21 protein-coding genes are annotated in these 19,400 nt (G+C 57.6%); 8 read left to right on the forward strand and 13 right to left on the reverse strand.

Going from position 1 to position 19,400, the window contains the following annotated elements:
* Positions 1-34: 34 nt before the first annotated feature.
* The 9 genes from FOY56_RS08280 to FOY56_RS08320 all read right to left on the reverse strand — a co-directional run bounded on the left by FOY56_RS08280 (position 35) and on the right by FOY56_RS08320 (position 9,030).
* Positions 35-943: a glycosyltransferase gene (locus tag FOY56_RS08280; protein WP_186766280.1), complete on the reverse strand. Its 909-nt coding sequence runs from the start codon at positions 941-943 to the stop codon at positions 35-37.
* 134 nt (positions 944-1,077) lie between these two features.
* Positions 1,078-1,695: a TetR/AcrR family transcriptional regulator gene (locus FOY56_RS08285; protein WP_146345369.1), complete on the reverse strand. Its 618-nt coding sequence runs from the start codon at positions 1,693-1,695 to the stop codon at positions 1,078-1,080.
* Positions 1,688-2,557: a polyphosphate kinase 2 gene (gene ppk2 / locus FOY56_RS08290; RefSeq protein WP_146345370.1), complete on the reverse strand. Its 870-nt coding sequence runs from the start codon at positions 2,555-2,557 to the stop codon at positions 1,688-1,690. Before ppk2 ends, FOY56_RS08285 begins: the two co-directional genes overlap by 8 nt.
* Before the next feature lie 52 nt (positions 2,558-2,609).
* On the reverse strand, positions 2,610-3,563 hold the full coding sequence (locus FOY56_RS08295; protein WP_146345371.1) for an alpha/beta fold hydrolase: 954 nt from the start codon (positions 3,561-3,563) through the stop codon (positions 2,610-2,612).
* Positions 3,553-4,470 (reverse strand): homoserine O-acetyltransferase MetA, encoded by a 918-nt coding sequence (gene metA / locus FOY56_RS08300; protein WP_146345372.1) that lies wholly within the window; start codon positions 4,468-4,470, stop codon positions 3,553-3,555. Before metA ends, FOY56_RS08295 begins: the two co-directional genes overlap by 11 nt.
* Positions 4,471-4,524: 54 nt before the next feature.
* Positions 4,525-5,388, reverse strand: a complete 864-nt coding sequence (locus FOY56_RS08305) for an ATPase (protein WP_146345373.1) — start codon at positions 5,386-5,388, stop codon at positions 4,525-4,527.
* A 50-nt stretch (positions 5,389-5,438) separates the two neighbouring features.
* Positions 5,439-6,341 carry a DMT family transporter gene (locus tag FOY56_RS08310; RefSeq protein ID WP_146345374.1) on the reverse strand — a complete coding sequence of 301 codons (903 nt, stop codon included), beginning with the start codon at positions 6,339-6,341 and terminating at the stop codon, positions 5,439-5,441.
* 27 nt (positions 6,342-6,368) lie between these two features.
* Positions 6,369-7,238, reverse strand: coding sequence for a DMT family transporter (locus FOY56_RS08315; RefSeq protein ID WP_146345375.1), 870 nt, complete (start codon positions 7,236-7,238; stop codon positions 6,369-6,371).
* A gap of 247 nt (positions 7,239-7,485) precedes the next feature.
* Positions 7,486-9,030: a trimethylamine methyltransferase family protein gene (locus FOY56_RS08320; RefSeq protein ID WP_146345376.1), complete on the reverse strand. Its 1,545-nt coding sequence runs from the start codon at positions 9,028-9,030 to the stop codon at positions 7,486-7,488.
* Positions 9,031-9,112: 82 nt separating this feature from the next.
* Here FOY56_RS08320 and FOY56_RS08325 point away from each other — a divergent pair, with 82 nt between their 5' ends.
* From FOY56_RS08325 to FOY56_RS08340, 4 genes are read left to right on the forward strand one after another with little or no spacing between them, the layout of a single operon-like run.
* Positions 9,113-9,937, forward strand: a complete 825-nt coding sequence (locus tag FOY56_RS08325; RefSeq protein ID WP_146345377.1) for a DUF2270 domain-containing protein — start codon at positions 9,113-9,115, stop codon at positions 9,935-9,937.
* Positions 9,938-9,984: 47 nt separating this feature from the next.
* Entirely contained in the window at positions 9,985-11,556 is a 1,572-nt protein-coding gene (gene guaA / locus FOY56_RS08330) for a glutamine-hydrolyzing GMP synthase (RefSeq protein WP_146345378.1), read from the forward strand.
* A gap of 7 nt (positions 11,557-11,563) precedes the next feature.
* A complete protein-coding gene (locus FOY56_RS08335) occupies positions 11,564-12,454 on the forward strand; it encodes an FkbM family methyltransferase (RefSeq protein ID WP_146345379.1) in 891 nt (296 codons plus the stop codon).
* Positions 12,455-12,506: 52 nt separating this feature from the next.
* Complete coding sequence (locus FOY56_RS08340) at positions 12,507-13,220, forward strand: class I SAM-dependent methyltransferase (protein WP_146345380.1); 714 nt, start codon at positions 12,507-12,509, stop codon at positions 13,218-13,220.
* Positions 13,221-13,355: 135 nt separating this feature from the next.
* Here FOY56_RS08340 and FOY56_RS08345 read toward each other — a convergent pair whose 3' ends face one another.
* Entirely contained in the window at positions 13,356-13,652 is a 297-nt protein-coding gene (locus FOY56_RS08345) for a DUF6477 family protein (RefSeq protein WP_146345381.1), read from the reverse strand.
* A 237-nt stretch (positions 13,653-13,889) separates the two neighbouring features.
* On the opposite strand from FOY56_RS08345, the gene FOY56_RS08350 reads away from it, so the two are divergent.
* Both FOY56_RS08350 and lipA read left to right on the forward strand, forming a co-directional pair.
* Positions 13,890-15,032 carry a DUF6456 domain-containing protein gene (locus FOY56_RS08350; RefSeq protein WP_146345382.1) on the forward strand — a complete coding sequence of 381 codons (1,143 nt, stop codon included), beginning with the start codon at positions 13,890-13,892 and terminating at the stop codon, positions 15,030-15,032.
* A gap of 116 nt (positions 15,033-15,148) precedes the next feature.
* On the forward strand, positions 15,149-16,102 hold the full coding sequence (lipA, locus tag FOY56_RS08355; RefSeq protein WP_146345383.1) for a lipoyl synthase: 954 nt from the start codon (positions 15,149-15,151) through the stop codon (positions 16,100-16,102).
* Here lipA and FOY56_RS08360 read toward each other — a convergent pair.
* Complete coding sequence (locus tag FOY56_RS08360; protein WP_146345384.1) at positions 16,099-16,278, reverse strand: hypothetical protein; 180 nt, start codon at positions 16,276-16,278, stop codon at positions 16,099-16,101. The two genes, lipA and FOY56_RS08360, sit on opposite strands and share 4 nt — an antisense overlap.
* Entirely contained in the window at positions 16,275-16,811 is a 537-nt protein-coding gene (hpt, locus tag FOY56_RS08365; protein ID WP_146345385.1) for a hypoxanthine phosphoribosyltransferase, read from the reverse strand. The genes FOY56_RS08360 and hpt overlap by 4 nt, the downstream gene beginning before the upstream one ends.
* Before the next feature lie 73 nt (positions 16,812-16,884).
* On the opposite strand from hpt, the gene FOY56_RS08370 reads away from it, so the two are divergent.
* The gene (locus tag FOY56_RS08370; RefSeq protein ID WP_146345386.1) at positions 16,885-17,328 is read left to right on the forward strand and encodes a type II toxin-antitoxin system RatA family toxin; all 444 of its coding nucleotides are present in this window, start codon (positions 16,885-16,887) and stop codon (positions 17,326-17,328) included.
* A 132-nt stretch (positions 17,329-17,460) separates the two neighbouring features.
* Complete coding sequence (gene tmpT, locus FOY56_RS08375) at positions 17,461-18,111, forward strand: thiopurine S-methyltransferase (protein ID WP_146345387.1); 651 nt, start codon at positions 17,461-17,463, stop codon at positions 18,109-18,111.
* Between the two features lie 62 nt (positions 18,112-18,173).
* Here tmpT and FOY56_RS08380 read toward each other — a convergent pair whose 3' ends face one another.
* The gene (locus tag FOY56_RS08380) at positions 18,174-19,355 is read right to left on the reverse strand and encodes an ammonium transporter (protein ID WP_146345388.1); all 1,182 of its coding nucleotides are present in this window, start codon (positions 19,353-19,355) and stop codon (positions 18,174-18,176) included.
* Positions 19,356-19,400: the final 45 nt, after the last annotated feature.

Here is a 19,400-nt window from a genome sequence, read left to right on the forward strand (position 1 = left end):
CTCAATAGGCGCCGATCGGCGCTGTGGCGGCCAGCTATTTAAAACGCCAGGGTTGCACACTGCGCTTCAAAGACTTGGCAAGGCTATGCCAGGCGGCAGCCCTTAGCGGTGGTGTTGTATCAGCGGATCTGATCACACGAAACAGGACGCCAACCGGTAAATGCCCGTTTCGCGAACAGCGCTCATACGCCGCCAAGGACAAACCGTTGCCTGCGTCAAGGGTTTCAAAAAACGCCTTCCACGTCCTGGCGCGATCCTTGGCGACCTGATCCACATCCGCAGATACGCCGCGTGTCCAATACGCCGAAATCGGCATCTCAAGATCCAGCCCCGAATACCCCTGCGCAATCATGCGAAGTATCAGGTCGTAATCTGCGCCTGCCGGATAAGAAATGTCATGACCCTCAAGCTTCAAAAAAACTGAGCGTCGAATAAAGACCGAGTTGTGCCCAAAGGGCATGCGCTGCAAAACGGCTTTGACATTCGTACGTGCGGATTCCTGCTGTTGCCCATCACTCGAAATCGGAACGTCCCGACCAAAGGCATAATCAGCGTTTGTCTGCTGCAAGCGATCAGCGACATTCTGAAATATGTCAGCCGACACCAAGGCGTCGTCCGAGTTGACGAACAGCAAATAGTCACCCGTTGCATGGGCGGCTGCTTTGTTCATTGCGTCGTACAGGTTCAGATCAGGTGCAGAATAAAACCGGACCTTGTCTGAATCGGCCGTCACGTTTTTTATCAGATCCTGCGTTCCATCGTCAGATGCGCCGTCCTGAATGATGTGCTCATATTCCCTGAACGACTGGCTGTTGATACATTCGACCATACGCTTGAAACTGTCTGCACGACCCGATTGAACCAAGTTCCAGGTCGCGGTGATGACCGAAATCAGGGGAGCAGGCGTCGCGGCGCTATCAGTCTTTGCGGTTTTTTCAGCCACGTCGATCCTCGGCAAAACTGCGGGTTTCAGACTTGCAAACACAGCCGGGTTCCAGTTCCGAGTCTGTAAATGCCCAGCACAAGCTGTTTCGCAGGGTCGCTATCATGCGGATTTCCAGAAGGTCAAGAAAACGCTCATTCATCTGGCGCGATCAGGCCAAGGCCACGCAGGTAAATCCCGATCCCGGTTTCAAGCAGGTCTTCGGGCGGAAAGGGCGATGCCGTGCCCGTATTGCGCGCATAAAGTTCAACGACTCCGTGGCTGAGCGCCCAGATATGCGCACTGAACATCGATGCCGGCGGGCGCTTTTCAGGCGGGATGCGTTGGGACAGATCCGCCGCAGCCTGCTCCAAAACACTGCGCGCGCGGGCCGCAGCGGCGGCCAGTTCAGGTGTTCGGTTCAGCGAGATACCGCTTTCGAACATCGCGATATAATGGCCTGGGTTCTTGCGGGCAAACGCCAGATACGCTCGACCTGTCGCCTCAAACGCCGCCAATGCCGATGGCTGGCCTTTGTCATAGGCAAATTGCATCAGATCCGCGAACATCTCAAAGCCCTGTCGCGCGGCCTCGGCGATCAGGTCTTCGCGACCTGCAAAGTGGCGGTAGACCGCCGCTGGCGTGACACCAGCCGTCTTGGCCGCCTCTGACAGGGTAAAGCCGGTCGGGCCTTTCTCTTCGATCAGCTGCAGGGCGGCTTCGATGAGGGCCTGACGCAGGTTGCCGTGATGATAACCACGCTTTTTAGCCACCCCAGATCTCCGGCCCGCCACATATCAACGGATCAGCACCCCCGAGCGCCTTTTCGTCCTTGCGGTCATAGTCCAGTGTCAACAGAACATGCCGAATGGCCGATAAACGCGCGCGCCGCTTGTCGTCCGAGCGGATCACGGTCCACGGCGTCGCGTCAGATTGGCTGCGGGTCAGGGTATCCTTGATCGCATCCGAATAAGCATCCCATTTCTGCAGGCCTTTGACGTCGATCGAGCTGAGTTTCCACTGCTTCAGCGGATCCTGTTCGCGATCCAGAAAACGGCGTAACTGTTCAGCCTGGCCCACGTTCAGCCAAAACTTGAACACATGCACTCCGTCATTGGCCAACGTCTGCTCAAACGGCACCACCTGGCGAAAGAACCGTTCACGTTGGTCGGGTTCGCAAAAGCCAAACACGTGTTCAACGACGCCACGATTGTACCAACTGCGGTCAAAAAAAACGATCTCACCACCCGAGGGCAGATGATCGATATAGCGTTGGAAATACCATTGCGTCTGCTCGGCTTCGGTCGGTTTTGCCAACGCCACGACGCGCGCACCGCGTGGGTTCAGATATTCACGAAATCGCTTGATCGTTCCGCCTTTGCCGGCGGCATCCCGACCTTCGAAGATCATCATGACCCGCTGACCGGTTTCCTTGGCCCAGTACTGCATTTTGACCAGTTCGATCTGCAACGCCTCAAGCTCTTTCTCATAGACCTTGCGGGCCAGCCGTTCTGAATGTGGATAATCGGGGTCAAGGATATCGTTTTTCTCGGCCCGCTTGATCGCATTCCGGATCTGATCCGGGGCTTCGTCCTTGAAAAAACGCGAAATCGCGCCGTCGAAGGGAAGGGTCATGTGCCTGCCTTTTGGTCTTGGTCTTTCAGGGTAATATGGGATGTTAATCGGATTAACGCAAACCCGCCCGTACGGCAGCACGATCCACGGCAGCCACAATTTCGGGCACGGCGACGTGTTGTGGCATGTGGCCGATCCCATCCAACCGGGTCAGAACCGCGTCTGGAATGTCACGCACCAGCGCCTCGGCGTGGATCGAAATACTGACCGTTGCGTCGTCCGTACCGTGCAGGATCTCGGTCGGGACTGAAATGTCGCGATAGGATTGAAACTGCGCCTTTATTTCATTTAGTAAATTCGCCCGCTGCACCGCATTGGCCCGCAAGGATTTACGCCGCAGGGTCAATCCGGGGCCGAAATGATGCCCATACCCGTCGGGCGTGGTTTGCGGGGCAAAGACCGAGGCAAGTTCGTGTTCGACCCGCTGATCGCTGACAAACGCGGTCAGCAAGGGCACGATCAAGGCGCTGCCCAGACGTGAGGACGTGACCCGGTAAAACATGCCCAGCGGCGTCGTCCAGGGGTGAGAGGCGCCCGAAACCGGAACCAGTGCCGACAGCGCATCGGGATGATGGACAGCCCAGGCCAGAGCAACAGCCCCGCCATAGCTTTGTCCCAACACGATGGGTTTATCTGCGCCCAGTTCCTGCGCTGCACGCCGCATCAGATCGGCCTGCTGAGCAATGGTGGCGCCAGTCGTGTTGATCCGGTCAGAATAGCCATGCCCGGGCCGATCGAACGCGATCACCCGATAGCGGTCAGCAAGCGCCGGGGCCAGGCGAAATGTCATGTCCCGCAAATTGCCGCTGGATCCATGGATCAGCACAACATCCGGACCACGGCCCATGACCTGAGCATGTACTTTGACCCCGTCCAGATCCACGATCTGGCCCGTGGGCGGATATGCGGCTTCGGCACGTGTTTCGTGCCGGGCCGCTTTCCACAGCACCAGAGCGACCCCAGCAACCGAGGCTAAAGCAATGAAGAACAGGAGGTTACTGGCCAATCTTATCAATATCGAACGGGGTTGTCTGATAAATCTGGTTTATCCAGTTTCCATATAGAAGGTGCGCGTGCGATCTCCACCGGTTTTGCGGTCGCTGGCTTGGATCATCATCGGGGTAATAGTTCACCGGCACGTTAATCGCCGTCCCGCTTTCAACATCGCGATCATATTCTTGCTTGAGCGTATCGCTGTCATATTCGAAATGGTTGAAGATATAGAGCGCGCGATGTTCGGGATCTTCGACCAGACAAGGCCCGACTTCATCACTGCCAAGCAGTGTTTTCAGCGCTGGCACCGCGTCAATTTCAGCCTGCTTCATTTCGGTCCAACGACTGACAGGTATGACGCAATCATCTGAAAACCCACGAAGAAACGGCGATGCCGGCTCAAGGTTTTGATGCCGAAAACAGCCGAATGCCTTGTGATCCAGCATATGCTTCTTGACCTTGTGCAGATGGTAAATCATCGCCATCCCGCCCCAGCAGACGCCAAAGGTCGAGTGCACGTTGGTTTGGGTCCACTCAAAAATCTCGGTCAATTCATTCCAGTAATCCACATCCGTGAATTCAAGATGTTCAATCGGCGCACCTGTGATGATCAGACCGTCCAGTTTCAGGTCTTTGACCTCCTGAAACGGGCGATAAAAACTGGCCATATGTTCAGCCGCCGTGTTCCGGGTTCTGTGGTCGCTCATCCGGATCAGCGTCAGTTCGATCTGAAGCGGAGTCGCTCCGATCAGGCGCGCGAACTGGTTTTCGGTCTGGATCTTCTTCGGCATCAGGTTCAGCAACCCGATTTTCAGCGGACGAATATCCTGATGAACGGCCGCATCGTCGTCCATCACCATCACACCCTCGCGCGTGAGCACGTCAAAGGCGGGAAGATCTGCGGGGATTTTGATGGGCATGTTCTTAAGCCGTTTGTTTGGGATTCAGGATAAAGGTGTGCTGGGATAATGGATTTATCCCTGCATCTCAAGCGTTTCGGCGATCAGACTGGTAAAGTCCTCGGCATCGCGGATCGCGGCCATCTGTTCTGCGGTGACAGTGATCCCCCAGTTATCGGCCATCGCCTGATAGCGTGGCTGGCGGTGGGCCATCGCCTTGGCATAGGTCCAGCGGATGAAGGTATCCGGATTAACATCTTCTTCCATGCAGTTGTTTTCGCTCAGATAAGCGGTCCACATCCTTGCCAGAAATTCAGGCTGGTAGGACATCGGCTTGGGTGCCCGATCAAAGCGACGGATCAGTTCTTCGGTATGGGCCTCGTCGCCCTTGATCCAGATCATCAAACTGTGTTTGGCCAGTTCGCTCAGCACCGGATCATCCGGGTTTGACGGGTCGACCCATTCGCAGATTGATCCACCAGTATCGCAGATGAAATTCGGATACCCATACAGCCGCTCGGAACGGTCGATAAAGTACTCGGTGTCCAGCAGGGCGTGGATTTCAGCCAGCCTGAACTGTTCCTGCCGGCGGCGATATTCTTCGATGGGCAGACCGCCACGTGCTGTATCGCCGGGCTTGCCAAGATAAGTGGACACCGGCGTCAGGTTCTCAAAGCTGATGTTGGAGCCGATATAGATCGAATCCGTCAGCAAAAGATCCCGCAGGAACGGCACCTTCATCGCCTCGGCTTTGGCGTTGTCGGTGATGTATTCCCCCATGTACCGGGTGCCGATGCGGTAATCGATGCTATAGTGAAACCAGCTACCGGCGTCGCGCAAGATGTTGCTGACATAGGTTTTTCCCAAGCCAGACATGCCAAAAAACAAAATGCGCTTGCGCGGGGCGTCCCGCCATTCTTTAGCCGAGTTGTACAGCATCTGACCCGATCCCTCTTTTCAACCCTTGCTAGACAGGGTCGCGAGCGGGGTCAATCGCGGCGGCGCCCGAATTTCCCGTTCAGGATCAGCAGGCCCAGCCCCAGAAGGGCAAACCCGACAAAGGCGCGTGGCGGCAGTTCTTCGTCCAGAACCCATGCGCCCAGAACGATGGCAACAGGTGGGATCAGCAAGGTCACCAGCATCAGATTACCAGCACCGGCCATGGCAAGCACACGGTAGTACAACAGATACGCTCCGGCGGTGGCGATCAGCGCATAATACGCGATGGCGGCCCAGGTCACTGGCTGCAGATCAAAGCCCACAGGCCCGTCAATGATCAGGGCCGCGGGGATCAAGACCAGCGTCGACCCGGTCAGCATCCCCGCAGCGGCGATCTGAGGCGGCAGGTTTCCAAGCCGCTTGCGCGCCCAAGCACTTGCAAATGCGTAACTAATGGTGCCTCCGAGGATCGCAAGCTGCGCGGTACTGCGCAGATCAAACGTCAGGAATTGTTCCAGACCGATGGCCGTCGCGACGCCCAGAAACCCAAGACCGACACCGATGATCTTGCGAACTGTCAGACGTTCATCCGCAAAAACCATCGCTGCCACAATCACGCCGAACACCGCCGTGGCCGCATTCAGGATCGAGGTCAGGCCACTTTCCACATGCAGCTGTCCCCATGTCATCAGACCAAAGGGAATGACGTTGTTCAACAGACCCATGACCAGGAAACTGAACCAGATCCGGGGATCACGCGGGATGGGCAACCTGAGGGCAAAAACCATGCCCCATAATACCAGCATAGCCCAAAAAGTCCTGTGAAGAACAGCAGTTACGACGGGTACCTCATCTAACGCGATGCGGATCGACAGAAAAGATCCGCCCCAGATCAGACCAAGAAGCGCAAGCTCGCCCCAGGCGCGGGGGGATATGGATTTTTGAGTGTTCATAACTGTTTATGAGAGAAATTCAGGCGTTCAGGCGACCCGATTCTTGCGGGTTTCGCTGAGAATATTCAGATAATTCCCGCCAAAGATTACCAACGCTCCTACTAGCACCCAGACGTCGAGCGGTTCGTTGTAAAGCAACATGCCGACGATGGCGATGGCGGGCAGGCGGGCGAAGTCAAAGGGGATGACAACGGTGGCCGGGGCAATCGCGAGGGCGTTGGTGATACAGAAATGCGCCAGCAGCCCTGCAAGGCCGACAAGCACCAGAAACGGCGCTGTCTGAGCCGTTGGCAGGGTGATCATTCCATCATAGGAAGATCCGATAAGTCCTAGAAAAGCTTGAATAACTGTGAGCCAGAACATGATGCACGCGATACTGACAAGACCCGTCAAACGCTTGGTGGCGATTGTGGTCAGGGCGAAGAAAAACGCCGCGCTGGCGGCGGTGATGACGCCGATGTTCAACTCGGTCGCGCCGGGGCGTGCGACGATCAGAATCCCGATGAACCCAATCACTGCAGACACGACGCGGACCCGGGTCAGGCGTTCGCCCAAAAGCATCGGGGACAGGACAATGACCCAGAGCGGGTTGGTGAATTCGAGCGCGAAAACCTGCGCCAATGGGGCGACCGTGATCGCGAAGAACCAAAGGTTTTGGCCGATAAAATGTACAGTGTTTCTAGTGACTTGCAAGCCAAAATGCCTGGTCGTTACTTGACCCCATCGGCGCGTGACCGTCAGAATCAGCGACACGACAAGGATACCGACAAAGCTGCGGTACATCATGATTTCAAAGGTATCATGCACCGTGCTTAGCTCACGGCCAGCGACCGCCATAGACGAGAAAGAGGCAATTGCCCCGAGCATCCAAAGTGCAGCTTTGAGAGTATTGGACACTTGGCTTTCCGGTGTCGGGAATTTGCGACATGAGCACCCCTTCGCGGGGCAGGGTCAAGCCCCAAACATGCCTGAGTACCGCGTAAAGCGCCGCGTTTGGTCCGTTTTGTACAGGCCCCGGACGGTGGTTGTGCCGTTTTGTACAATCCAGTTTCGCCACTGAATCGAACCCTGCGTTCGAAAAACCACCGCCCGTTTCCGGACTGTCCGAACGCAGAGTCTTTGAGTGCGTGACGCCGTCAGCAAGTCACATGAAGGCGTCTGGCATCGATGCTTTTTTCTGGGCGATGTATTCGGCCAGAGCACCGGCAATGGCCGGATCCAAAGCGGGCTGCTGATAGGTCGCCAGCATCGTGTTAACCTTTTCCGCCGCCAGCGCCTGGGTATCGCGCGCGCCTTCTTCTTCCCAGGTTTCGAACGGCTTGTAGTCAAACACGCCCGACCGCCAGAAGGCGTCCTTGAAATTGGCCTGTGTGTGTTCGCACCCCAGATAGTGACCGCCCGGACCGACCTCGGCGATGGCGCCCATGGCCTGGGCGTTTTCGTCGACGGATACTCCTTCGGCGACTTTATGCAGAACGCCGAGCTGATCGGCATCCATCACGAATTTCTCAAACGAGCTGACCAGCCCGCCTTCCAGCCAGCCACAGCTGTGCAGCATGAAGTTCACGCCCCCCAGCAAGGCTGTGTTTAGCGTGTTCGCGGTTTCATAGGCGGCTTGCGCATCGGGCAATTTCGATCCGCACAGCGAGCCGCCCGAACGGAACGGCAGACCCAGACGGCGGGCCAGTTGACCGGCGCCATACAGAATGTTGCTGGCTTCGGGTGTGCCGAACGTCGGCGCGCCACTGTTCATGTCGATTGACGACACGAAGGCGCCGAAAATCACCGGGGCACCGGGGCGCACCAGTTGCGAATAGGCGATCCCGGCCAGAACCTCTGCCAGAACCTGTGTCAGAGTGCCTGCGACCGATACCGGAGCCATGGCCCCGCCGACGATGAACGGGGATACGATGCAGGCCTGATTGTTCTTCGCGTAAACCTCAAGCGCGCCCATCATCACGTCGTCAAACGTGAGCGGCGAGTTGATGTTGATCAGCGAGGTCATCACGGTGTTTTCCTGCACGAAATCCTTGCCGAACAGGATCTCACACATCTCGACCGAATCCTGCGCGCGGCTGGGTTCGGTGACCGAGCCCATGAACGGCTTGTCCGACAGGGTCATATGGGCGTGCAGCATGTCCAGATGCCGCTTGTTGACCGGCACGTCGGTGGGTTCGCACACGGTGCCGCCGGAATGATGCAGCCACTTGGACATATAGCCCAGCTTCACGAATTTGCGGAAATCGTCCATCGTGGCATAGCGGCGCCCACCAGCGACATCGCGTACAAACGGGGGGCCATAAACCGGCGCGCAGACCAGAGTTTTGCCACCGATTACCACGTTGCGGTCAGGGTTGCGGGCGTGTTGGGTATAGCTGGACGGCGCGGTTTCGCACAGTTTGCGTGCCAATCCACGCGGGATGCGGACCCGTTCGCCTTCGATCTCGGCCCCGGCTTCGCGCCAGCGTTCAAGTGCGGCAGGGTTGTTGACAAAGTTCACGCCAATCTCGGCCAGCACGGTTTCGGCGTTGGTTTCGATGATTTCCAACGCTTCTTCGTTCAGGATCTCGAAATTCGGGATGTTGCGTTCGATATACTTGGCCGCTTCGATCCGAACAGCTGTCCGCTCGGCCCGACGGGCCGCACCGCCACCACCACGTGTTCTGCGCTTTGTTGCTGCTTCGGCCATGTGTCTGTCTCCCGGATCCGTCCGCCTGCGTTTGGCTTGTGATAGCCCACCATACGCGTCGACCGATTGAGAATTACGGCGCATGAGGGGAAAAAACGACATACGCGACATCGAACATGCCCCGGAGCGGCCCTTTGACCTTGCGGAAGACCCCGTGCAAGATGGCGTCGGGCAGGGTCTGACACGCCTTGGCTGCTATTGGGAGGATACGGCAATTACCGACACGAATACGGACGCGGATACCGAACGAAAGTCATTGAGTTCATCTGAAATCACTGCCGTTGCACATCTTTATCGCGGCGAAGTTTATCGCAGTACGATCTGGCGCACGCGGCTGGACACCACCACGAACTGGGCTGTTGTGACGTTGGGTGTCGCCCTGTCGATCTCTTTCGCGTCCCCTGATGCCTCGCCTTTGCCGCTGATTCTGGTCGGGGTTCTGATCATCCTGTTTTTGATGCTGGAGGCGCGTCGATACCGGTATTTCAACGTCTGGCGCGCCCGGGCCCGATGGATGGAGACACATTTCTATGCGCCGATGCTGGATGACGGCGACCTGCATCTGGAAGAAAACTGGCAGAAAACCCTGGCCAATGATTATCTCAAGCCGCGCTATCACACCAGTTTTCTGACCGCGATAGGGCGGCGCATCCGGCGCAATTACCTGTGGATTCTGGTGATCCAGACACTGGCCTTTATCGGCAAAATCACCGTGCATCCCACCCCGGCGCAATCCGTGGACGAGGCTGTGCGCCGCGCCGATATCGGCCCGCTGCCGGGGGAGGCGGTTATTGGAATCGGTCTGTTGTATCTGCTGACCTGGTCGGCGATTGCGCTGTGGAGTCACCGCGCGGACGTCAATCGGGGGCAACAACGGGGGGCAAAGGCATCGGAATCGATGGGTTAAGGTCTGCCACCTCTTGCCAGCTTAACCGCACCGGATTAGGAGGCGTCATGACGCAGACATCCCATGACCGCCTTCTCATCATCGACTTTGGCAGCCAGGTGACGCAGCTGATCGCTCGCCGCCTGCGCGAACTGAACGTCTATTGCGAAATTCACCCTTATCAGAACGTCACAGATACGTTCCTGACCGAATTCGCGCCCAAAGCCATCATTTTTTCCGGTGGACCGGATTCGGTGATGCGCGACGGTTCGCCCCGCCCGCCGAAAGCCGCCTATGATCTGGGCGTGCCGATCCTTGGCATCTGTTATGGCCAGCAGGTCATGATGCATGATCTGGGCGGCAAGGTCGAAGCGGGCGAACATGCCACGGCCGAATTTGGCCGCGCTTATGTAACCCCGACGGACGATCGCGCCGACCTGCTAACCGGCTGGTTCATGGATGGGTCGGGCCGCGAACAGGTCTGGATGAGCCATGGCGACCACGTGTCGGAAATTGCGCCCGGCTTTCAGGTTTACGGAACCTCGCCCGGTGCGCCTTTCGCGATCACCGCCGATCCTGCCCGCAAATTCTATGCAGTTCAGTTCCACCCCGAGGTGCATCACACGCCGAACGGCAAGACGCTGTACGAAAACTTTGTCCGCGAGGCTGGTTTTTCCGGCGACTGGACCATGGGGGCCTACCGCGAAGAGGCGATCCGCAAGATCCGCGAACAGGTGGGCGACAAGAAGGTCATTTGCGGCCTGTCCGGCGGCGTCGATTCGTCTGTTGCGGCGGTTCTGATCCACGAAGCGATTGGCGATCAGCTGACTTGCGTCTTTGTCGATCACGGGTTGTTGCGCATGAACGAGGCCGACGAAGTCGTGTCGATGTTCCGCGACAATTACAACATTCCGCTGATCCACGCCGATGAAAGCGACCTGTTCCTTGGCGAACTTGACGGGCAGTCGGACCCTGAAACCAAGCGCAAGATCATCGGCAAGCTGTTCATTGACGTGTTCCAGAAATACGCCAACCAGATTGAGGGCGCCGAATTCCTTGCGCAAGGCACGCTGTACCCCGACGTGATCGAAAGCGTCAGCTTTTCGGGCGGCCCTTCGGTCACCATCAAATCACACCACAATGTTGGCGGTCTGCCCGAGAAGATGGGCCTGAAGCTGGTCGAACCGCTGCGCGAGTTGTTCAAGGACGAGGTTCGGGCCCTGGGTCGTGAATTGGGCCTGCCGACGTCGTTCATTGGGCGTCATCCGTTCCCCGGTCCGGGTCTTGCGATCCGCTGCCCGGGCGAAATCACGCGCGAAAAGCTGGAGATTCTGCGCAAGGCGGATGCGGTTTATATCGACCAGATCCGCAAACATGGGCTGTATGATGAGATCTGGCAGGCCTTTGTTGCCATCCTGCCAGTTCGCACTGTCGGTGTGATGGGCGACAGCCGCACCTATGATTATGCCTGCGCTTTGCGTGCGGTGAATTCGGTCGACGGGATGACAGCCGATTATTACCCGTTCAGCCATGAGTTTCTTGGTGAAACCGCGACCCGGATCATCAACGAGGTCAAAGGCATCAACCGGGTCACCTATGACGTGACTTCAAAACCGCCCGGTACAATCGAATGGGAGTGAGGACGCCATGATCCGATTTCTCAGGAAACGACTGAACCGGCGCCGCGAGCGAACCGAGCAAGACCACCGCATCGGCAAGTTCGATATCACGCTGTCAGCGGGTCATATGTTGCCGGTCTATCAACGTGATAATCCACAATACGACCGCTTTCTGCCCTGTCTGGTGAGAGAGTTGCCCGGCGGGATGGTTGTCGATGTGGGCGCGAATGTCGGCGACACAATTGCGTCGATGGTCGATCAGAACCCTGACCTGAGTTACATCGCGATTGAGGCGGATGACGCGTATTTCGGGTACTTGCAGCGCAACCTTGCCAAAATCAAGAAAGTGTCACCGCAAACACAAATTACTCCGATCATGGCACTGGTTGGAAAGACCGTGAAAGTGGGGGCCTTGCAAGGGGACAAGGGCACGGCCAAGGCTGTTCTTTCGGACGCGGAAGACCAAGATACGGCCATCCAAACCCGAACTCTGGACGATATTGTGCAGGCGGAGCACGGCACGGATCTGGCTTTGATAAAATCCGACGTTGATGGGTTTGATTTCGACGTCATCAACTCGGCTTCCGGATCAATCGATGCGCAAGGCCCGTTGCTGTATTTTGAATGCCAGTGCGATACGGTAGATCAGTATCAGGAATTCCTTGAACTTTTGAACCGGCTTTCATCGCAGTGGGATTACACGTTTTCCGTTTTCGATAACTTTGGCGGGGTTATTGTCGAAAACGCGGATGCATCAACTTCAATTTCGGTTCTGCGTTATGTTCAGGATCAAAACGACGGTACATCTAAGCGCACGATCTATTATTGTGACATTCTGGCCTATCGGGAAAATCACACCGATATCGTGACGCGTGCCTTGCTGCGGCACAGGAAACGCCCTGTCCAAGATAACGCGTGATGGGCGAATGACACCAAGAACGGTCCCGGACCCGAGGTAGGAGACTCAACAGATGAAAAAGCTGTTTTCGCGGTTGCTGAACAAGAAAAAGCACAAGCCAACGGCACCGGCAGATTATGATGGCCTGTCCCGGCAAGAGGCGTTTTCGAAGGTTTACAGGGATCGGATCTGGAGCAGAACCACCCCGGATGAAAGCCCCTTTCATTCTGGAGAAGGGTCGCGCAACCCAGAAGTCACCGGACCTTACGTGGCCGCGATATCCGGGTTCCTGCAGGAATTCGGGTCGGGCAAGTCGGTGGCCGATATCGGTTGTGGTGACTTTGAGATCGGTCGGCAACTGGTGCCGTTTGCGACCCGCTATATGGCATTTGACATTGTACCGGAACTGATCGAGCACCACCGGGCAAACGAGACAGCAGACCACCTGAGTTTCGACGTTTTGGATCTGGTGGAAGACCCGCTACCGCCGGCGGACATCATTCTGGTGCGTCAAGTCCTGCAACACCTAAGCAATGACGACGTCTTGAGCTTTGTCAGAAAATTTCCGGGCAGTTGCCAGCACTTGATCGTCACCGAGCATTTGCCCGCGGACGAAAACTTCGTTCCAAATCTTGAACATGATTCAGGTCCCGGAATCCGCCTGAGCGTGAACAGCGGCGTAGATCTGAGCGCGGCGCCGTTCAACCTGCAGGCCAGTTCCAAGCGGATTCTATGCGATGTGTTGGCCTATGATGGGCGTATCCGCACGACCCTGTACAGTTTCTGATTACCCTGGTCCGATCCATGGCCTGTCGGTCACGATCACATTGCAGCGCAATGTCGGCTGTCCGCCCGAAGATATGAGCCTGAAACGGGTCGACCTCCTGCGTGCGGGGCATTCGGTCGACGGGTTAACCTGACCTTAGGTCAGCTGGAGACGGCTGACCTGTACCAGTTGGATTTCGCCCATCATAGCGATCAGAATATCCAGATGCCGGTGCAGGGAATATCCGGCATCATCTTCGCGGCGTTGGGTATCCAGATCCTGTTCAAGCTCCATCAGGCGCATGAGGGCAGGGGCAGGGCGTGGCAGGCTGCCATATCCCAATATCCGCTGCAGATGTCTGTCGCGATTATAGTCTTTTGCCCCGATGCGCGCGGTGCGGATCAAAAGGCGTGGGCGGCGCAGAGCAGATAATAGTCCCATCAGATCTTGCATGGTCAGTCCCCTGTTTGGTGAATGGCCAGATCAATTTGTCACAACTTAAGCGGGTGTTGCGAATGGCGGAATGGTAGCGCGCGATGGTTTCACAACTGTTTATGATTTGGAAACAATACTAAGCATTCACGGTTATTTTAACACACAGGTAACCAATACACGCATAGGTTGTGTTTGGTTTGAAGATAACTACTGGATAACCGGGTTAGTCTTATTGCCGTAAAAGGATGCTGCAGAATGGACGAATGTCTGGTCGGATCAATTCCGGGATGGGTGCCACAAGGCGCTCTACGCTATCTCGCTCATACGGAGTCAGGCCAATCGATCCGCACGCTTGCGCGTCGGGCCGGGTGCCATGCGTCGACCGTGATGCGCCAGATTCGCCGGATTGAAACGCGCCGCGATGATCCCCTTGTTGATGCCGCCCTTGCAGCGCTGGCTGCTTGCCATTTTTCCCGGTCCGGGCACCGAAAGGTGACCGAGAAAAGAGAGGAACCACTACAAATGTCCATGCCGATGCGCATAGCAGAAGAAACACCGGACGCTTTAACCCTGGAACGCGAGGCAAGCCGGGTCTTGCGCCGGCTTTGTGAAACCGGAGCGGTTCTGGCGGTGGCCGAAGATATGGAGAAAGCCGTCGTGGTACGTGACACGGCCGGTACCAGCGCACGGACGGCTGTGGTCGAATGCTCAATCGCGCAGGCCATGGCCCTGAAAGACTGGATCACCTGCGCATCGCCCGGACGGATCAGCCGATATCACATCACGCCTGCCGGACGGGCAGCGCTAAGCCGGATGCTGGCGGACAATGAAAACCGGGCTCACACCAGCAACAGCAACGGGTTTGGCGAGGCGCAGACACCGTTTGGCGACCAGCATCGCGCTTGGGGCGAAAAGCAGATCGACAGTGATGAGGGCGAGCGTCCGCAGAGGGTGCGCTATAATATGGCCGAAAGCCCGCTGACCGCTCTGGCGCGGCGCAAGGGTCAGGATGGGAAACCGTTTCTGGACGAAGCTTTGGTTCGGGCCGGGGAACGGCTGCGCGAGGATTTCGAACTGGCCCAGATGGGGCCACGCGTGGCGCAGAACTGGGACAGGTTTCTGACTGGCGGGGGCCGAGGTGGTTTTGCGCCGGACGGCGGTATCGGATCAGGGCCAAGCGGCGCGCGCGACAGGGTTTCGCGAGCGTTGGCCGACCTGGGCCCGGGGCTGAGCGATGTGGCGTTGCGGTGCTGTTGCTATCTGGAGGGGCTTGAAACCGCAGAGAAAAAGATGGGGTGGTCGGCGCGGTCCGGCAAGATCGTGCTGCGGATCGCATTGCAGCGGTTGCATCGGCATTATGACGATACCAAGGATGCGGCCAGCAACATGATTGGGTGACAACCCCGTCAGGCGGGACCGCGCGCCGCATACCAGCTATGCATGGCTGGCGGTTCCTGTGACGTCGCGTTATGATAAGGGGAAGACACCCAGCCCCGAAAGACAAGGCCAATTCGATGCGCGACTTGAAAATCCCTGAGCAACGTCACCCGGAAAAGGCGCATCGCCCGGATAACGAACAGCCCAAAAAGCCAAGCTGGATCCGTGTCAAAGCGCCCGGCGGCAAGGGATATGCCGATACGCGCAAGATCATGCGCGACAATGGGTTGGTGACCGTCTGCGAAGAGGCCGGATGCCCGAATGTCGGCGAATGCTGGAGCCAGGGCCACGCCACCATGATGATCATGGGCGAGGTCTGTACCCGCGCCTGTACATTCTGCAACATCGCGACGGGCAAGCCGCCCGAAGCGCTGGATGCATTTGAGCCGGGCCGTGTGGCGCATGCGGTGGAAAAGCTGGGTCTGAACCATGTGGTTGTGACCAGCGTTGACCGGGATGATATCAAGGATGGCGGGGCCGATCATTTTGCCCAGACGATCCGCGCGATCCGGCATCGCAGCCCATCGACAACAATCGAAATCCTGACGCCCGATTTCATTCGCTGTGATCCCTCGGTGCTGGAGATCGTGGTCGAAGCGCGACCTGATGTGTTCAACCACAACCTTGAAACCGTGCCGGGACTGTACCCCGAGGTGCGTCCGGGCGCGCGGTATTTTCATTCGCTGCGCTTGTTGCAGAGGGTCAAGGAACTGGACCCGTCGATGTTCACCAAATCCGGCATCATGGTCGGACTGGGCGAAGACCGCCAGTCGGTGATGCAGGTGATGGAAGACATGCGCGCGGCGGATATCGATTTCCTGACCATCGGTCAGTATTTGCAGCCGACGCCGAAGCATCACAAAGTCGACCGGTTTGTGACGCCTGATGAATTCGCGTCTTACGAAAAGGCGGCGTTTGGCAAAGGGTTCCTGATGGTGTCGGCGACTCCGCTAACCCGGTCATCCTATCACGCGGGCGATGATTTTGCCCGTTTGCGGGCGGCGCGTCAGGCCAAGCTGGCTGGCGTTTAACGCAAACGGCGCGGCACGCGGTCGGCGGTGGCCCAATCGGGCCACAGGCCGAGCTTTTCAATGCCGACAATGGCCAGGCAAATTCCGATAGCGGCGAAGACAAAGATCACGCGTTTGGTGGAGGGCGGATTGCGCGACCAGCGCGAGGCGCGGATCAGCCAGCCCCAACCGTTCACGTGAACCGCACTTTGCCGATAAAGGGCAGGTTGCGGTTGCGTTGGGCGAAGTCGATGCCATAGCCCACGACAAATTCATCCGGAATTTCGAACCCGATCCAATCGGCCGTGAAATCGACCTCGCGCCGGCTGGATTTGTTGAGCAATGCAATGGATCGCAAACGCGCCGGTTTGCGGCTGCGCAGCAGGGCCGTGACATGGCTGAGGGTGTGACCGGTATCCACAATGTCTTCGACAACCAGCACATCACGCCCTTCAATTGCGCCGCGCAAGTCTTTGAGAATGCGGACTTCCCGGCTGGATTCCATCGCATCACCATAAGACGACGCCTCAAGAAAATCGACCTCGATGGGTAAGTCGAGTTCGCGCACCAGATCGGCGATAAACACGAATGATCCACGCAACAGGCCGACAACAACCAGCTTGTTGGTCCCGTCGAATTCATCATGAATCTCGCGGCACAGTTCTTCGATCCGGGCGGCAATCGCCTTGGCCGAAATCATTTCATCGATGACATAAGGCCGCTCTGACATGAGACCCCCTTGAATCTTTTCGCTAACCATACGACATGACGCGCCACTGTCACCCTCAAACCCGCAAGGACAGATGCCAACCCACGCTGAAACCCGACAGCTGCCGTATTCGGCCCAGCAGATGTATGATCTGGTGGCCGATGTGGCGCAATACCCGCAGTTTTTGCCGTGGTGTGCTGCCGCGCGTATTCGGCGAACCTTTGGCGATGGCGACGCGATGGTGATGGAGGCGGATCTGGTGATCAGCTTCAAAGTGTTCCGCGAGCGGTTTGGCAGCAAGGTAACGTTGTACCCGCAGGAGTCCCGGATCGATACCGAGTATCTGGACGGACCGTTCAAGTATATGAAATCGCGTTGGGATTTTGCCGATACCGACAACGGCTGCGATGTGCACTTCTTTGTCGATTTTGAATTTCGCAACGTGATTCTGCAAAAGGCCATTGGCCTTGTGTTCAACGAAGCGATGCAGCGGATTGTGCGAGCGTTCGAAGCGCGCGCCAAGGATCTCTACGGCTGATCCGGAGCAACTTGTGCCAAGCGTTCCACAGCAAAACCGCGCCTGCGGTTTATCATGGCGCTTGCGGCCGAGTTGGCTTTAAGTCGTATCCAAGCAGGGTATCGACAGCATTTGCAAGCGGAGTGGTGCAGCATGGAAGAAACCTTTTGGCAGGAACGGTGGCGCGAGGGGCGCATCGGGTTTCACGAGGCCAAGGCCAACCGGCTTCTGGAGGCGCATTTTCCGGCTCTTGGGCTGACTGCTGGGAATACGGTGTTTGTCCCGCTGTGCGGCAAGTCACTGGATCTGGACTGGCTGCTGGGGCAGGGGCTGCGCGTGGTTGGAATTGAATTCAGCGAAGAGGCCGTGAAAGAGGTCTTTACCCGGTTAGGGCTGGATCCGGTTGTTCAGGATGTTGGGGGCCTGAAACGCTATGAAAACGGGGATCTGGTGATTTTTGTCGGTGATATCTTTGCGTTGACGCGCGACCTGCTTGGCCCAGTCGCCGCCGTTTATGATCGGGCCGCAGTGGTGGCGATGGCTCCGGAAGACCGGGCGCGCTATGCCGCCCATACCAGCGATCTTTCAGGCACAGCGCAGCAGCTGGTGATCACCTTCGACTATGATCAGAGTCGGATGAGCGGACCGCCCTTCGCCGTGAACGCGGATTACGTGGCCGATCTGTACGGGAAGCCCTATGGGATCAACCGACTTGAACGCAGCGACATCAAGGGTCCGATGGGCGAGCGCACTGGCGGCGGGGCTGAGGAAGTCTGGCTTATAACCGCACGCACCGACGACTGAGCCGTTTCAAAACCAAAACGGGCCCCATGAAGGGGCCCGCAGGTATTCGGTTTCCAAGGGCTTTAGCTGGTGATGTCGTAGGCGCGTTCGCCATGCACATCCAGGTCAAGCCCGTTGGTTTCGGTTTCCAGATCCACCCGCATCGGGGTGATCATTCCGACGACCTTGATCAGGACGAAGGTCACGACGATGGTGAAGATGCCGACCACGGCCAGACCGCCGAACTGGGCGGCAAAGGTGCCAGCCCCGAATACCGCGATCATGATCGTGCCGAAGATGCCGCCGACGCCGTGGACCGCGAACACATCAAGCGTGTCGTCGATCTTGATCTTCTGGCGGATCAGGGTCACGGCCTCCTGACACAGGACACCGGCGATGGCACCGATGATCAGCGCCTCGACCGGGCCAACAAATCCGCTGGCCGGGGTGATTGATGCGAGACCGGCAATGGTGCCGGTCACGGTGCCAACCAGCGAGGCTTTGCCGAACTTGATCTTTTCCCACAACGCCCAGGTCAGCGAGGCGGTTGCGGCAGACAGGTGCGTGACCGTCAGCGCCATGGCCGCGCCACCATCTGCTGCCAGTTGCGAGCCGCCGTTAAAGCCGAACCAGCCGACCCACAGCATCGCCGCCCCGATCATCACATAGCCGGGATTATGCGGCGGTGTGGTGCGGTTCTTGCGCGGGCCAAGGAAGAACGCGATCATCAGTGCCGCGATACCGGCCGTTTCATGAACCACGATGCCACCCGCGAAATCGCGCACGCCGATTTCACCAAAGATGCCGCCGTCGGACAGAATGCCGCCGCCCCATATCCAGTGGACCACGGGCGCATAACACAGCAGCATCCAGAGGCCCGAGAACAGCATGACAAAGCCAAATCCGACGCGTTCGACATAGGCGCCGACAATCAGCGCCGGGGTGATGATGGCAAAGGTCATCTGGAAGGCAAAGAACAGGATCTCGGGCAGGGTGCCCGCAAGGCTGTCGGCATCAATGCCGAGCAACAGAACCTTGTCGAGCCCGCCCCAAAGCCCGGAAGTGCCGCCGCCAAAGGCGATGGAATACCCGAACATCATCCAAAGAATGCTCATCAGGCAGGCAATGGAAAAGCAGTGCATGAAGACGCTGAGCACATTTCGTGCCCGCACCAGACCGCCATAGAACAGCGCCAGACCCGGCAGTGTCATGAAAAGGACCAGGGCCGTGGCCACGATGATCCATGCTGTATCGGCTCCGTTCATGGGCCGCTCCTTCCCTCGTATTTATATGGTTGGAGCGGGTTCAAT

The organism is Falsiphaeobacter marinintestinus (assembly GCF_007923355.1).
Taxonomy (GTDB): Bacteria; Pseudomonadota; Alphaproteobacteria; order Rhodobacterales; family Rhodobacteraceae; genus Phaeobacter_A; species Phaeobacter_A marinintestinus.

Bases quoted from the DNA above. Each gene is read 5' to 3' on its own strand.
- ppk2 (WP_146345370.1), bottom strand. From the start codon at position 2,557: ATGACCCTTCCCTTCGACGGCGCGATTTCGCGTTTTTTCAAGGACGAA.
- metA (WP_146345372.1), bottom strand. From the start codon at position 4,470: ATGCCCATCAAAATCCCCGCAGATCTTCCCGCCTTTGACGTGCTCACG.
- FOY56_RS08305 (WP_146345373.1), bottom strand. From the start codon at position 5,388: ATGCTGTACAACTCGGCTAAAGAATGGCGGGACGCCCCGCGCAAGCGC.
- FOY56_RS08310 (WP_146345374.1), bottom strand. From the start codon at position 6,341: ATGAACACTCAAAAATCCATATCCCCCCGCGCCTGGGGCGAGCTTGCG.
- FOY56_RS08320 (WP_146345376.1), bottom strand. From the start codon at position 9,030: ATGGCCGAAGCAGCAACAAAGCGCAGAACACGTGGTGGTGGCGGTGCG.
- FOY56_RS08325 (WP_146345377.1), top strand. From the start codon at position 9,113: ATGAGGGGAAAAAACGACATACGCGACATCGAACATGCCCCGGAGCGG.
- guaA (WP_146345378.1), top strand. From the start codon at position 9,985: ATGACGCAGACATCCCATGACCGCCTTCTCATCATCGACTTTGGCAGC.
- FOY56_RS08335 (WP_146345379.1), top strand. From the start codon at position 11,564: ATGATCCGATTTCTCAGGAAACGACTGAACCGGCGCCGCGAGCGAACC.
- FOY56_RS08340 (WP_146345380.1), top strand. From the start codon at position 12,507: ATGAAAAAGCTGTTTTCGCGGTTGCTGAACAAGAAAAAGCACAAGCCA.
- FOY56_RS08345 (WP_146345381.1), bottom strand. From the start codon at position 13,652: ATGCAAGATCTGATGGGACTATTATCTGCTCTGCGCCGCCCACGCCTT.
- FOY56_RS08350 (WP_146345382.1), top strand. From the start codon at position 13,890: ATGGACGAATGTCTGGTCGGATCAATTCCGGGATGGGTGCCACAAGGC.
- lipA (WP_146345383.1), top strand. From the start codon at position 15,149: ATGCGCGACTTGAAAATCCCTGAGCAACGTCACCCGGAAAAGGCGCAT.
- hpt (WP_146345385.1), bottom strand. From the start codon at position 16,811: ATGTCAGAGCGGCCTTATGTCATCGATGAAATGATTTCGGCCAAGGCG.
- FOY56_RS08370 (WP_146345386.1), top strand. From the start codon at position 16,885: ATGCCAACCCACGCTGAAACCCGACAGCTGCCGTATTCGGCCCAGCAG.
- tmpT (WP_146345387.1), top strand. From the start codon at position 17,461: ATGGAAGAAACCTTTTGGCAGGAACGGTGGCGCGAGGGGCGCATCGGG.
- FOY56_RS08380 (WP_146345388.1), bottom strand. From the start codon at position 19,355: ATGAACGGAGCCGATACAGCATGGATCATCGTGGCCACGGCCCTGGTC.